Source organism: Pseudomonas sp. FG86, from assembly GCF_057808775.1.
This window is the reverse complement of sequence record NZ_JBMDIS010000077.1, coordinates 1-15042: the sequence shown is the minus strand read 5'-3', so window position 1 is coordinate 15042 and position 15042 is coordinate 1. Positions and strand designations below refer to the sequence as shown.

Here is a 15042-nt window from a genome sequence, read left to right as displayed (position 1 = left end):
TTTACTGTGCAGGCGTCGGCAGGGGTGGAATCGGCTCTGTCGGCGGCGGCAGGTCCGACGTGGTTGGCGCAGGTGTCGGCGCAGGTGTCGGTTCTGCCTGCGGGGCAATCGGCGCAGCCTCCGGCGCAGGTACAACCGGCTCCGAGGCGGCCGGCGCCGCGGGTGCTTCCTTCGGCGTTGGCGTTTTCTCGGCCGCTGGGGCGACCTTGGGTTCCGGTACCCCCAGGTCCGCCTTGGGCGTCTCTGGAATATGCGCCGCCTTCTTGACTTCCTGAGGCAGGAACACGTCCACCAGGGCAAAGTAGCGCTCGTAGAACTTCGGCGCCGAGACGGTCTCGCTCGCCACCTTCACCATCGAGTCATCGGTGGAGCCAATCGGCATCGACACCGAGCCCAGCACGCCCACCCCCAGGCTTGCGGAGTTGTTGACCTTCTTCAGCGCATAGCGGTCCTGCAGGGCGTTGGCGAACATCGTCGAGTGGTTTTTGCCCTTGCCGTCATCGGCACACACCACGTTGAAGCTGATTTGCAGGTGAGTCTCGCCGGTCTGCTGGAAACTCTTGTTACCCACTACCAGTTTCGGATCGCTGCTGGTGATGATGTAGCCCTGGCTCAGCAGGGCACGCCGTGCGGCCTCGCACGCTGCCACGTCAGTGACCGGGTAATCCCGGGAAAACGTACCAGAGTCGTCGAAATTTTCATGTTCATAAATAGCGGTCTTGGGTGACGAGCAGCCCGCGGCGCCCGCCAGCACCAGCGCCAACCCGAGGCTACGCAAGTGAAATGATGTCGACATTGAAAATCCTGAGGAAAACAGTCAGGGCGGTATTGTGCAACAGAACGAGGCCTTGGCGCGCGCATTCCTGTCGGTAAAACGTCACAGGCCTACACATCGGTGCCTACAGGAAAAAGCCCGGCACACATATGGTCAATAAACACGCGGAGTTTGGCCGAGGCATGGCGACTTGATGGCCACAACATCCAGAAACTACCACGGTGCTCGAGGTAGTCGTCCAGTACACGCTGTAAACGCCCCTGCTCCACGGCCTGGTTGACCATGTAGTCCGGAAGGCAAGCGATACCCAACCCCTCAAGCACCACATGGTTGAGGGACTCGATGGTGGTACTGACCAGCGGTGCGCGCAGTGTGGGCTCGGCAATGCCTGGCACCTGGCGCAATGGCCAGTTTTCCAGCTTGCCGGTGGCGCAGAACTTATGGCGCAGGCAGGCATGGCGGCTCAGGTCCTGCGGCCGCTGCGGGGTGCCATGTTGGTCGAAGTAACCGGGGGTGCCGACCAGCACCAACTGGTAATAGCCCAGATGCCGCGCCATCAAGCGCGAATCTTCCGGTTTACCGGTGCGAATCACCGCATCGAAACCCTCCTCGATCACGTCCACCATACGGTCGGAAAAATCCACATCCAATTCGATAGCCGGGTAGGCGCGCATAAAGTCGCTGAGCACCGGCATCAACAGGCCGCGCACCTGCGGCACACTGATGCGCAACTTACCCCGAGGGATGGCCCCGGCTTGCGTCAACTCCTGCTCGGCCGCCTCGACCTCGGCCAGGATGCGCCGTGAGCGCTCAAGGAACAGCGCACCCTCACTGGTCAAGGTGATACTGCGCGTGCTGCGGTGAAATAGTCTTACGCCCAGGCGCTCTTCCATGCGTGCGATGCTTTTACCCACCGCCGACGATGACACCCCCAGAACGCGACCGGCAGCCGTAAAGCTGCGAGTCTCCGCCACCTGCACAAATACCGAGAGACTGCTCAGGCTGTCCATGAACGAATCCTTGAGTATTACGGACATAGGTGTCCGATAAGTTCGGAACCTTAGCCTGTTTTTCCGTTGCTCACAGCCCCCTACTCTGCCCCCTTGCCCCTTTGCATGGATAGAGCGCTATGAGCAACAGCCCTTCACTGACCGATTGCCCAACGACAGCCCAGCCTGACGTACTACCGCTGGGCGGCTTGCTGGCCCTGGCGTGCGCCGGGTTTATCACCATCCTCACTGAAGCCATGCCCGCCGGGCTCCTGCCGCAGATGGGCGAAGGCCTCGACGTATCGCCTGCGCTCGTCGGTCAATTGGTCACTCTCTACGCGCTTGGGTCGCTACTTGCGGCGATACCGTTGACCCTGCTGACCCGAGGCTGGCGTCGGCGGCCATTGCTACTGGTCGCCATCGGTGGTTTCGCGCTGGTCAACAGTGTCACGGCGCTGTCCAGTCACTATGGGCTGACCCTGGGTGCACGCTTTTTTGCCGGGGTCTTCGCCGGCCTGCTCTGGGCGTTGTTGGCAGGCTATGCAAGCCGGATGGTTGCACCGCACTTGCAAGGCCGGGCGATCGCCGTAGCGATGCTGGGCGCACCATTGGCCTTGTCCCTGGGTGTGCCGGCCGGCACGTTCCTAGGCACCGTTGCAGGCTGGCGCCTGAGCTTTGCGATCATGACCGGGCTGACGCTGGTGCTGCTGATCTGGGCGCGCTGGCAGCTCCCGGACTTTGCCGGCGAACCGCCAGGAAAACGCTTGGGAATGCGTGAAGTATTGACCTTGCCAGGTATTCGTCCGGTGTTATGGGTGACCTTTACCTACGTACTCGCCCACAACATTCTCTACACCTACATCGCCCCGCTGCTGGCGCCTGCCGCGATCACCGCCGATATCGACCGGGTGCTACTGGTGTTTGGCCTGGCGGCGCTGCTGAGCATCTGGTTAGCCGGCCTGTTGATTGATCGTTGGTTGCATACACTGCTGCTGATCAGTTGTGCGCTGTTTGGCTTGATAGCCGTGGCGCTGGCGTTCTGGATCAACATACCCGCCGTCATCTACGTGGCTATCGCCCTCTGGGGCCTGGCATTTGGCGGCCTGCCTGCATTGTTGCAGACCGCACTGGCCAAATCGGCAGGCGCGTCGGCGGATGCCGCGCAATCGATGCTGGTGACCGTATGGAACCTGGGGATAGCGGGCGGCGGGCTGGTCGGCGGGGTGTTGCTTGAGGGCTGGGAGGTTGCGGCGTTTCCATGGGCGGTGGTGCTGTTGATGCTACTGGCCTTCGCCGGGGCATCACAGGCTGCGCCTTCTACCTCAATCCCTTGAGTCCTCCTGAAGATAGGCCAGAAGGTGTAAACCTCATTCAGGGCGGGACACACATAAAAAAAGCCCCCGGTCCTTTCAGGCCGGGGGCTTTTATTCAAACCAACATCAATACTTCTTGATGTCAGCCTTGCTTTCCAACTGCTTGCGGTACGCCGCGAAGTCCTGTTGACCCACGCGGGAAGCGAGGAAGCGGCGGTATTGCGCCTTTTCTTCGTCCGATGGGGCGGCGGCTTCGTTGACACCATTCAAGCGCACGATCACCAGGCTACCGTCAGCCAGGGTCACGGTGGTGAAGGTCGGCTTGTCCTTGGCCACGGGCTTGGGCATGCGGAACAGCGCTTGCAGAACAGCTGGGTCAATCGTTTCCTGGCTACGGGTCGCCGCTTCAGTGACTTTCCAGGCCTGGCCATCGACTGGCTGGTTCAGCGGAGTCTTGCCATCACGCAAGCTGGCGATCAACTCGTCAGCGTGAGCCTTGGCAGCCGCGCTGGCGCGTTCCTTGGCCATCTGCGTACGGATCGCCGCCGCAACGCTTTCCAGCGGCAGTTGCTTAGGCTTGAGGTGCTCTTTGGCACGCAGCACGATGATGGTTTCCGGATCCAGCTCGATGGCGGTGCTGTTGGCACCCTCATCCAACACTTCCGGGCTGAATGCAGCGGTGACCACGGCACGGTTGGCCGCAATGCCTTCGCCACCTTCACGGCCAAATGGCGCGGAGGTGTGCACGGTCAGCTTGAGGTCAGAGGCTGGCTGGGCCAGGTCGGAAGCTTCGAATGCCGCATCTTCCAATTGCTTGGTCGCTTCGACGAAACGCTGCTCGACCTGCTGGGTCTTGAGTTCGCGGGTCAGCTTGTCTTTCAGGCTGGCAAATGTCGGCACTTGCGGTGCCTCGACACCCAACAGCTTGATCAGGTGCCAACCGAAGCTGCTGCGTACCGGCGCCGAGACCTGATCCTTGTTCAATGCATACAAGGCAGTCTCGAAGTCCGGATCGTAAACGCCTGGGCCGGCATAACCCAGGTCGCCACCATTGTTGGCCGAACCTGGATCCTGGGAAAACTCCTTGGCCAGGGCTTCGAACTTCTCGCCCTTGGCCAGGCGCGCCTGGATTTCCTCGATCTTGGCCTTGGCTTGCGCCTCGCTGACCTTGCCGTTGACTTCAATCAGGATGTGCGCCGCGCGACGCTGTTCAGCGAGGTTGGCGGTTTCTTTCTGATAGGCGGCCTGCAGGTCTTCGTCCTTGACGGTAACCTGGTCGAAGAAGGACGACTTCTTCAGTTCCAGATAGTCGATGACTACCTGGTCCGGGGTCATGAATTCCTTGGCGTGCTGGTCATAGTAAGCCTTGACCTCGTCGTCGGTGAGCTTCACCGCCGCAGGGTTGGCCTTGATATTGACGGTGGCGAAATCGCGGGTCTGTTTTTCCAGGCGGGCGAATGCCAGTACCTCGGCGTCGGTCACAAAACCGCTGCCGGCGATGCCTGCGCGAACCTGGCCGATCAGCATTTCCTGGGTCAGCATCTGACGGAACTGCAGACGGCTGTAGCCCAGTTGACGAATCACTTGGTCAAAGCGTTCGGCACTGAATTTGCCGTCGACCTGGAATTCCGGCGTCTGCAGGATCACTTGGTCCAGTGCCGCTTCGGAGAAACCGAACTTGGAGTCAGCCGCACCTTGCAGCAGCAGCTTGCGATCGATCAGGCCCTTGAGGGCTGCATCGCGCAGCAATTTTTCGTCCAGCAGGGAGGCATCAAAATCCTTGCCCAGCTGTTGCATGAGCTGACGACGTTGCATGTCGACGGCCTGGCTCAGTTCGGTCTGGGTGATTACTTCACCGTTGACCTTGGCCACGTCCTGCTTGGTGTTGGTCGAAGCCTGGAAAATGGCCTCGATACCGGTGAACGCCATCAATGCGACGATGATCCCGATAATGGTCTTGGCAATCCAGCCTTGTGAATTGTCCCTGATATTCTGCAGCATGCGTCCCCCAGAAACGGTTGAACTTCAAAATTAGGCAACCGTGGAGCGTGGGTAGAGTCCGGATAGAAGAAAGGCGCATCCGAGGATGCGCCTTCTCGTAACTGGCGGAGCGGACGGGGGTTTTAACCCACACCCCCGGCGTGGCGACCCAATGGATACGTGGGTCAGCTTCCGCTCCGCTGCCAGGCCAGACCTGCGTCGGACCCGGGTAGGTAAAGGCTTGATCGAAACTTAGTTAACGGCTTCTTTCAGGGCTTTACCGGCTTTGAAACCTGGTTTTTTGGCAGCAGCGATTTGCAGTGCTTTGCCAGTCTGTGGGTTACGGCCAGTGCGAGCTGGGCGGTCAGTCACAGAGAAAGTACCGAAGCCTACCAGTACCACCGAGTCGCCGGCCTTCAGAGCGCCAGTGACGGATTCGATTACTGCGTCCAGCGCACGGCCAGCAGCAGCTTTCGGGATATCAGCGGATGCGGCGATAGCATCAATCAGTTCCGACTTGTTCACTCTAAGTCCCCTTATATCTATTGAGTATGATTCTAAGTTTTTTGGTGAAAGCAAAAACCAGTGCTGAATGGCCTACAGACACTTAAGAGCCGCTTTATAACAAGGGCTCTAAAAAGCTGTCAAGGAAGCCCCCAGGCTTTAACGCATTAATGCGTGCTAATTCTTTCCTTGGAATCAGACTCGCGTTTTTCGTCCTTCGCGACTATCTCCGGAGCCACATCCGGCAAGGGCTCCGGCGCGTATTGCAGCGCAATTTGCAGGACTTCGTCAATCCATTTAACCGGTTTAATCTGAAGATCTTGCTTGATATTGTCAGGAATTTCCTTCAAGTCGCGGACATTCTCTTCAGGAATGATCACCGTCTTGATTCCACCCCGGTGTGCAGCAAGCAATTTCTCTTTCAGGCCACCGATAGCCAATACCTGGCCACGCAGGGTGATTTCCCCGGTCATGGCCACATCGGCGCGCACGGGAATGCCGGTCAGGGCCGAGACCAGGGCCGTGCACATGCCTACGCCTGCGCTAGGGCCGTCTTTAGGGGTCGCCCCTTCCGGCATGTGGATGTGAGTGTCGTGCTTCTCGTGGAAGTCCAGAGGGATCCCCAGGCTTCGGGCGCGGCTGCGCACCACGGTCTGGGCAGCGGTGATGGATTCGACCATCACGTCACCGAGGGAACCGGTCTTGATCAGTTGACCCTTACCCGGGATCACCGCGGCTTCGATGGTCAGCAACTCGCCGCCCACCTGGGTCCACGCCAGGCCAGTCACCTGCCCGACCTGATCCTGCTGCTCCGCCAGGCCGTAACGGAATTTACGTACGCCCAGGAAGTGCTCCAGGGAGTCGGCGGCAACCTTCACCGAGAAACGTTTTTCCAGCGCATGTTCCTTGACCGCCTTGCGGCAAATCTTCGCAATCTGGCGCTCAAGCCCCCGCACGCCGGCCTCGCGGGTGTAGTAACGCACCAAGTCGCGAATGGCCTCGACTTCGAATTCGATCTCGCCTTTCTTCAGGCCATTGGCCGAAATCTGCTTGGGCGCGAGGTATTTGACCGCGATGTTGATCTTCTCGTCCTCGGTGTAACCCGGCAGACGAATCACCTCCATCCGGTCCAGCAAAGCTGGCGGAATGTTCATGGAGTTGGAGGTGCACAGGAACATTACGTCGGACAAGTCGTAGTCGACTTCCAGGTAATGGTCGTTGAAATTGTGGTTCTGCTCGGGGTCGAGCACTTCGAGCAAGGCCGACGCCGGATCGCCACGCATGTCGCTGCCCATTTTGTCGATTTCATCGAGCAGGAACAGCGGGTTGCGCACACCCACCTTTGTCATCTTTTGAATCAATCTTCCTGGCATCGAGCCAATGTATGTGCGGCGATGACCACGGATTTCGGCCTCATCACGCACGCCACCAAGTGCCATGCGCACGAATTTACGGTTAGTGGCATTGGCAATGGACTCGGCCAGGGAGGTTTTACCCACGCCCGGAGGACCAACCAGGCACAACACCGGACCACGAATTTTCTTCACGCGCTTTTGCACGGCGAGGTATTCGAGGATGCGCTCTTTGACTTCTTCGAGGCCGTAGTGGTCGGCGTCAAGAATGTCTTCAGCGCGGGTCAGGTCCAGACGCACTTTGGTCTGGGCCTTCCACGGCACCTGTACCAGCCAGTCGATATAGGACCGAACCACAGTGGCCTCGGCCGACATCGGCGACATTTGCTTGAGCTTGTTCAGCTCGGCATTGGCTTTGGTCAGGGCGTCTTTCGGCAGGCCAGCGGCATCGATGCGTTTTTTCAGCTCTTCGATTTCGTTGTGGCCTTCCTCGCTGTCGCCGAGCTCTTTCTGAATGGCCTTCATCTGCTCATTCAAGTAGTACTCGCGCTGGCTGCGCTCCATTTGTTTCTTCACACGACCACGGATGCGCTTCTCGACCTGCAGCAGGTCGATTTCGGCATCCAGCAGCGCCAGGACGTGCTCGACACGGGCGGACAGGTCGATGATTTCGAGAATGTCTTGCTTCTGTTCGATCTTCAGCGCCATGTGCGCGGCCATGGTGTCGACCAGGCGGCTTGGCTCATCGATGCTGTTGAGGGACGACAGGACCTCCGCCGGGACTTTCTTGCCCAGCTGCACATATTGCTCGAACTGCGAAAGCAAGCTGCGTACAAACACTTCAGATTCGCGCTCAGGGGCCTCGGCTTCGTCGATCAGCGCCACTTCCGCGCGCAGGTGGCCGTCCACCTCCATGAAACGCTCCACCGCGCCGCGCTGCTCACCTTCCACCAGCACCTTGACGGTGCCATCCGGCAGCTTGAGCAGTTGCAGCACAGTCGCAACAGTGCCGACGCGATACAAGGCATCTTCGCCTGGATCATCATCAGCAGGATTTTTCTGGGCCAACAGCAGGATCTGCTTGTCGCCCGTCATCGCAGCCTCGAGGGCTTCGATAGACTTCTCGCGCCCCACGAACAGCGGGATAACCATGTGCGGATAGACGACGACATCACGCAACGGCAGGAGAGGCAATTCGATGGTTGTCTTCATGATTTCGCCTCTATGACAGTTGAAAAGTAAGCTTGAAACCAAGATGGGGGCTGCATGCAAAAAAAACAAGCTTATTGCCAGCAGTTAAACGCAGGAAAACCGGTACAGCCAAAACGCGTCCTAAAAACTAAGGGGCCCCTAAAGGCCCCTTGTTTGTAAAGCAACTGCAAAACGCTTACGCGTCTGGCGCAGCCTTGGCAGCAGGCTCACTGTTTTCGTAGATATACAGTGGCTTGGACTTACCTTCAATAACGCTTTCGTCGATCACCACTTTACTCACCTCGGATTGCGAGGGGATTTCGTACATGGTGTCGAGCAACACGCCTTCGAGAATCGAGCGCAGGCCACGCGCACCGGTCTTGCGCTCCAGTGCCCGCTTGGCCACCGATTTGAGTGCATCGGTACGGAACTCGAGGTCTACACCTTCCATTTCGAACAGCTTGGCATATTGCTTGGTCAGGGCGTTTTTCGGCTCGGTGAGGATCTGAATCAGAGCCGCCTCATCCAACTCGTCCAACGTGGCCAGGACCGGCAGACGGCCAACGAATTCCGGGATCAGACCGAACTTGACCAGATCGTCAGGCTCGACTTCACGCAGGGACTCGCCCACCTTCTTGCCTTCTTCCTTGCTGCGTACCTCTGCACTGAAACCAATGCCGCCACGGGTGGAACGGTTTTGAATAACCTTTTCCAGACCGGAGAACGCACCGCCACAGATGAACAGGATGTTACGCGTATCAACCTGAAGGAATTCCTGCTGCGGATGCTTGCGGCCGCCTTGTGGCGGTACGGAAGCAACCGTGCCTTCAATCAGCTTCAACAGTGCCTGCTGAACGCCTTCACCGGAAACATCCCGGGTGATCGACGGATTGTCGGACTTGCGGGAAATCTTGTCGATTTCGTCGATGTAGACAATACCCATCTGGGCCTTCTCAACATCGTAGTCGCACTTCTGCAGCAGTTTCTGAATGATGTTCTCGACATCTTCACCCACGTAGCCAGCCTCGGTGAGGGTGGTGGCGTCGGCGATGGTGAACGGAACGTTCAGCAGGCGAGCGAGGGTTTCTGCAAGCAGGGTTTTACCCGAGCCTGTAGGTCCAATCAGCAAGATGTTGCTCTTGCCGAGTTCGACTTCGTCGCCTTTCTTGTCACGCTGGTTCAAGCGCTTGTAGTGGTTGTACACCGCTACGGCCAGAACCTTCTTTGCACGCTCTTGACCAATCACATACTGGTCAAGGATGCCGCTGATTTCTTTAGGCGAAGGCAATTTATGCGCGCTGCTTTCGGCCTGGGCTTCCTGCACCTCCTCACGGATGATGTCATTGCACAGGTCGACGCACTCGTCGCAGATAAAGACCGAGGGGCCGGCAATCAATTTGCGTACTTCATGCTGGCTTTTGCCACAGAAGGAGCAATAGAGCAGCTTGCCGTTGTCCTCGCCGTTGCGGGTGTCAGTCATTCGTTCGATCCAAATCCGATAGGCTTGCAACACAAGATGAAGGCTTATGCGGGCTTTTTCAAGCCCGCCGGTGATCGGACAAGCCGACCAGCCCTATTTTGAGCTGCTTATATTAAGCGGGGCGCTTTTCGATCACTGCGTCGATCAACCCGTAATCACGTGCCGCTTCGGCACTCATGAAATTGTCACGGTTGGTATCACGCTCGATTTCTTCCAAGGTATGCCCGCTGTGCTTGGCCATCAGCGTGTTGAGACGCTCACGAATAAAGAGGATCTCCCTGGCATGGATTTCGATATCCGATGCCTGGCCCTGGAAGCCGCCCAGTGGCTGGTGAATCATCACACGCGAGTTCGGCAGGCAGTAACGCTTGCCTTCGGCACCAGCGGTCAGCAGGAATGCGCCCATGCTGCATGCCTGGCCGATGCAGGTGGTCGACACGTTCGGCTTGATAAACTGCATGGTGTCGTAGATCGACATGCCCGCAGTCACCGAACCGCCCGGCGAGTTAATGTAAAGATGGATGTCCTTGTCCGGGTTTTCCGCTTCAAGGAACAGCAGTTGCGCACAGATCAGGTTGGCCATGTAGTCCTCTACAGGACCCACCAGAAAGATCACTCGCTCCTTGAGCAGGCGCGAGTAGATGTCGTAGGCGCGTTCGCCACGAGCGGACTGCTCGACAACCATCGGGACCAGGCCGCCTGCGGCCTGGATATCAGAGTTCTGCTGAATATAGGAATTACGGAACATGCTCTGCAGTTACTCCCAAATAGTCATGTCTTGAAAACACATAAGCCAGCGCGAGGCTGGCTTATGGTTGTATTTCGAACGAGTTGGGCAATCAGTCGGCTTGTGGTGCTTCGACCGGTTTGACTGCTTCTTCGTAAGAGACCGATTTATCGGTCACCTTAGCCTTCTGCAGAACAGTATCCACAACTTGTTCTTCCAGCACAACCGAACGTACTTCGTTCAGCTGCTGGTCATTCTTGTAGTACCAAGCCACGACCTGCTCAGGCTCCTGGTAGGCCGAAGCCATTTCCTGGATCATTTCGCGAACGCGGTCTTCGTCAGGCTTGAGGTCGAACTGCTTGACCACTTCAGCCACGATCAGGCCCAGCACGACGCGGCGCTTGGCCTGCTCTTCGAACAGCTCGGCCGGCAGTTGATCAGGCTTGATGTTGCCACCAAATTGCTGAACAGCTTGTACGCGCAGGCGATCCACTTCGTTGGACAGCAGGGCCTTAGGCACTTCGATCGGGTTGGCGGCCAGCAGACCGTCCATCACCTGATTCTTGACCTTGGACTTGATGGCCTGGCGCAGCTCGCGCTCCATGTTCTTGCGAACTTCGGTGCGGAAGCCTTCGATACCGGTTTCCTTGATACCGAATTGAGCGAAGAACTCTTCGTTCAGCTCTGGCAGCTTAGGCTCGGAAACGCTGTTGACGGTCACGGTGAACTCGGCGGCTTTGCCAGCCAGGTCCAGGTTCTGGTAGTCAGCCGGGAAAGTCAGGTTCAGGACGCGCTCTTCACCAGCCTTGGCGCCAACCAGGCCGTCTTCGAAGCCCGGGATCATGCGATTGGAGCCCAGCACCAACTGAGTACCCTTGGCGGAGCCGCCGGCGAATACTTCGCCATCAACCTTGCCCACGAAATCGATGTTCAGCTGATCTTCGTTCTGGGCGGCACGGTCGGCCACTTCGAAACGAGTGTTCTGCTTGCGCAGGATTTCCAGCATGTTGTCCAGGTCCGAATCGGCCACTTCAGCGCTCAGGCGCTCGATAGCGATACCGTCGAAACCGGCAACGGTGAACTCTGGGAACACTTCGAATACGGCAACGTATTCCAGGTCCTTGCCTGCTTCCAGGGACTTAGGCTCGATCGACGGCGAACCAGCCGGGTTCAGCTTTTGCTCAACAACGGCTTCGTAGAAGGAAGCCTGGATCACGTCACCTACCGCTTCCTGGCGCGCATCAGCACCAAAACGGCGCTTGATTTCGCTCATTGGCACTTTGCCTGGACGGAAGCCAGCGATCTTGGCCTTTTGGGCAGTCTGCTGCAGACGCTTGTTGACCGCAGTCTCGATGCGCTCTGCCGGCACGGTGATGCTCAGGCGGCGCTCGAGAGCAGTAGTATTTTCAACAGAAACTTGCATGGATATTCCTCGTTGCACAGACGTTAGCCGGCCGTTTCCGACCCCAGAATGTCGGGTAGAGATGGGCCATTACTGGCCCACCTCCCCCTAAGAACCGTACGTGCGAGTTTCCCCGCATACGGCTCGGGCCTAATCAAAACCCCCGGTAAGGGGAGCCGGTTTGTTCACTGTCAATCCGCGAGCGTGTAGCCGCTGGTGACAAAGGGGGTGCAATAGTACCCGGTTATTTAGGGAGTCTCCACCGCCTTTTGTGCGGTACAGAATGTGGTGATCATGCCACCCCGTCTCCTTCGTAATCGGTAACTTACATATTGGACACAATCCTTTCTGACTCTGGAAAAGGCTCAAGATTTGCTTACGGTACGCCAGCCTTTTGAGCATCTGTTCCATACGCCTTTTCTCACCCATTTCCTCCATAGAAGGATCGAAGGGGTTGTACTCCCCACTCACCTTCTTGTGTCGTTCGATCGGAGTGCTCGCTAGCGAGTACAACTCGATCGTTCGCATCTCTCCCTTGTCATTCATCGTCGCGGTAGCAAACACCCCTTTCCGCCCCTTCATGGGTTTAAAGTATTTCGCTCCGATCCACTGGAGTGTTTTCTTAGGGTGTCGCCGTTTTGCCCAACGCCATAGAGCCAGAAAGATCATGTAATCCATGCGGCTATACGCTTTCTTAGCTACCACAGGCTGGTGATAGAACGCCCAGCCACGCAGTATCGGATTCAGCTGTCGGATCAGATCCTCCTGCCTTACCGTTTTGCTGGTACTGATGACCTCCCTTACCTTGCTATAGAACGCTTTCACGTTTTTCTTGCTTGGCTTGATCAGAAGCTTCCCATCGTACTTGCGGAAATTCCAACCTAGAAAGTCAAAGCCTTCCTTTATATGGACGACACGCGTCTTCTCGAGTGACAACTGCAGCCCCCGCAATGCTAGGAACTGCTCTACCCAAGGTCTGACTTCAGTTTCCAGCACCTCTCGCGAGGTTCCGGTTATCACAAAGTCATCCGCATAACGCACCACATTGATTTTCAGCTTCTTGGCCTTGGTCACACCCAGATGTTGCTTAAGTTGTGACTCCAGCCCATCCAGAACCAGATTTGCCAAGCTGGGCGAGACAATCCCGCCCTGTGGCGTACCGGCATCCGTTGCCTGTAGCTGGCCTTTATGAATCACGCCAGCTTTCAACCATTTTCGGAGAACCACCTTATCCGTTGGGACGTTGGCGATAAGCCAGTCATGATTGATATGGTCAAAGCAGCCTTTGATGTCCGCCTCCAAAACCCATTGGGCCGAAACCTTCTTGGATAGGCATACGAACAACTGCCCCATTGCATCCGCCGTAGATCGCTCGATCCTAAAGCCGTAGCTGTTTGGATCGCCGGTGGTTTCTGCAATGGGTGCCAGAGCAAGCAAATACAACGCCTGCATTGCCCTGTCCGTCATGGTCGGAATGCCCAGAGGGCGCTCCTTTCCATTTGACTTCGGAATAAACACACGCCGTAAAGGCCGTGGTTTATAACCGTGGCGCTTCAACCCATTTGCCGCCTTCCATTTGGCATCGGGTGTATCCCAGAGCACGCGGTCGACTCCCGCCGTGCGCTTACCCTGGTTTTCAGTGACTCGCCGTACGGCCAAGTATCTGGCCGAGCGTGAGCGGGTCAGCATCCGCTGCAAGGCTTTCACCCTGCGCCAGTTGCCTTCCCGACAAGCCTTCGCAATCCGTATCTGCATCGCCCGGACATTCCGCTGAACACGCCACCAATCGATGTCATGCCATTGTTGCGGAGCGCCGGAAGGCGCAGACACGGCCAATTGGCTATGTTCTAACATGCTGCCTTCCTCTCAAGTTGCCCCAAGCGAAAGACGCACACATCCCCTGACGGGAATGTACGCTCCCGCCAGGGTTGGATTAATAGAAGATCCGTTACAGCTGGATCTCTAGGTTTATTGAGACAGGTTCACTCAGAGTTCATGCGACGAAAGACCACGCAGAAGTCTGCCCGGTTTCCCGTGGAGCAATGTTCCAGCCCCTATCCGGGCCATTACAGCCCGGCTTTCGCTTTCTCTGCGATCCCATACCCGCACAGCCAACGGATCACCTTGCGGTTCACCTGCCCGAAGGCAGCCATACGGGCTTACCACGTTCCCTGCCTGTCACACGACTGGGTTAGAGTCTGCCTATTCGCCGGCGACCTTATGTGACGACGTGTTCCGACCCTTGACCAGAACAACCGGTCGCATCACCTTTTTGGTTAATGCCTATCAGCAGATTAGGCACCGTAATGCTGACGACGTTTATTAGCAGTTCACTTGTGTTACCCATACCAGCCAGCCTAGCGCCTCAACCCGGTACTGCTCCGAGCATCTGCGCTCCGCCTCACGGCGAAGACGCACCCATACGGGGGCTACATTGTTGGAAGAGCTTCACACCCCACCGTTACCAGTGACGCATGTCTTCCTAGGCTATCGTTGGTCGCACAACGAGTCCGCTGCCACTCCAAACAGGCAATGGTTGGACAATGACAGACAGAGCTTTCGCTCATGTCTCCGGTTTGATGTGAACAGGGACTGCCGAGGCAGCATGCTCAAAGAATTGTTACCTCCTGTTTCAAAAGCAGGAGGGAACCCCAGCGGGGATTCTCTCCCGCGTGGGTTTAGCCCTGAATAGGGCTGATGTGTAGTAGGCACTCCAATACCGGAAATCCAGTACTGCGGTCGAGCTACCGAGCGCTAATCGACCTTGAGTTTGCCACCGCCGCTGCGGCAAGTCCTTGAAGGCATTGGACTTCTGGGAGGGTTTTGTTTCTTGGGATTGGGCACCCAAGCTCTCGGCTCTCTTTCGAAAACCCTTCAAGATGACTCTACACCTCGAAGTTTAGGAGACACGCCACGCGTGTCGCACCAAGGGCATGCATTCTAGTGGGTCAAACTCAAGAAGTCACCCTACTGGAAACGGGTAAAAAAACAGCAGGCAATTTATCGGTACGAATGCACGAATGCAGCTCGCCCCGGTGACAAATAACAGCCAATCACGCCAGGGCTCTGCGCCAACCCTTCTATATATAGAAGAAGTCGCCGATCATCTCCCTGACAACCCGCCCCACGAACAGGGCAGGTAAGCAGTGCAGCATCATCGAGATACATAAATACGACGAAACGCCCCGCTCTTGCGACCCAGCACCTACAGCCGCCGGGTACTCGAACCGCTAAAACAAAAAAGGCGCCAGACTGTTAAATCTGGCGCCTTTCGAATATGGGGTGGACGAAGGGGATCGAACCCTCGACAACGGGAGTCACAATCCCGT

General features: G+C 57.2%; 10 protein-coding genes. 1 reads left to right on the top strand and 9 read right to left on the bottom strand.

All coding sequences use genetic code 11. The features are described 5' to 3' along the window. Window position 1: 1 nt before the first annotated feature. Window positions 2-796 (bottom strand): DUF2242 domain-containing protein, encoded by a 795-nt coding sequence (locus ACODSV_RS29205; RefSeq protein WP_024076267.1) that lies wholly within the window; start codon window positions 794-796, stop codon window positions 2-4. Window positions 797-885: 89 nt separating this feature from the next. Next, window positions 886-1785, bottom strand: coding sequence for a LysR family transcriptional regulator (locus ACODSV_RS29200; RefSeq protein WP_150055312.1), 900 nt, complete (start codon window positions 1783-1785; stop codon window positions 886-888). A gap of 119 nt (window positions 1786-1904) precedes the next feature. Between ACODSV_RS29200 and ACODSV_RS29195 the strand changes: the two genes are divergently transcribed. Continuing rightward, the gene (locus ACODSV_RS29195) at window positions 1905-3098 is read left to right on the top strand and encodes an MFS transporter (RefSeq protein ID WP_150055313.1); all 1194 of its coding nucleotides are present in this window, start codon (window positions 1905-1907) and stop codon (window positions 3096-3098) included. 105 nt (window positions 3099-3203) lie between these two features. Here the strand turns inward: ACODSV_RS29195 and ACODSV_RS29190 are convergent, their stop codons facing one another. The 7 genes from ACODSV_RS29190 to ltrA form a co-directional block, all read right to left on the bottom strand. Further along, window positions 3204-5078: a SurA N-terminal domain-containing protein gene (locus tag ACODSV_RS29190; RefSeq protein ID WP_150055314.1), complete on the bottom strand. Its 1875-nt coding sequence runs from the start codon at window positions 5076-5078 to the stop codon at window positions 3204-3206. Window positions 5079-5309: 231 nt separating this feature from the next. Beyond that, the gene (locus ACODSV_RS29185) at window positions 5310-5582 is read right to left on the bottom strand and encodes an HU family DNA-binding protein (RefSeq protein WP_003174819.1); all 273 of its coding nucleotides are present in this window, start codon (window positions 5580-5582) and stop codon (window positions 5310-5312) included. A gap of 146 nt (window positions 5583-5728) precedes the next feature. Then, window positions 5729-8125, bottom strand: coding sequence for an endopeptidase La (gene lon, locus ACODSV_RS29180; protein WP_069076552.1), 2397 nt, complete (start codon window positions 8123-8125; stop codon window positions 5729-5731). Between the two features lie 175 nt (window positions 8126-8300). After that, window positions 8301-9584, bottom strand: a complete 1284-nt coding sequence (clpX, locus tag ACODSV_RS29175) for an ATP-dependent Clp protease ATP-binding subunit ClpX (protein WP_010564906.1) — start codon at window positions 9582-9584, stop codon at window positions 8301-8303. 112 nt (window positions 9585-9696) lie between these two features. Beyond that, the gene (gene clpP, locus ACODSV_RS29170) at window positions 9697-10332 is read right to left on the bottom strand and encodes an ATP-dependent Clp endopeptidase proteolytic subunit ClpP (RefSeq protein WP_024076272.1); all 636 of its coding nucleotides are present in this window, start codon (window positions 10330-10332) and stop codon (window positions 9697-9699) included. A gap of 91 nt (window positions 10333-10423) precedes the next feature. Then, window positions 10424-11734 carry a trigger factor gene (gene tig, locus ACODSV_RS29165; RefSeq protein ID WP_024076273.1) on the bottom strand — a complete coding sequence of 437 codons (1311 nt, stop codon included), beginning with the start codon at window positions 11732-11734 and terminating at the stop codon, window positions 10424-10426. 129 nt (window positions 11735-11863) lie between these two features. Continuing rightward, window positions 11864-13567, bottom strand: coding sequence for a group II intron reverse transcriptase/maturase (gene ltrA, locus ACODSV_RS29160; protein ID WP_217536570.1), 1704 nt, complete (start codon window positions 13565-13567; stop codon window positions 11864-11866). Window positions 13568-15042 lie beyond the last annotated feature (1475 nt).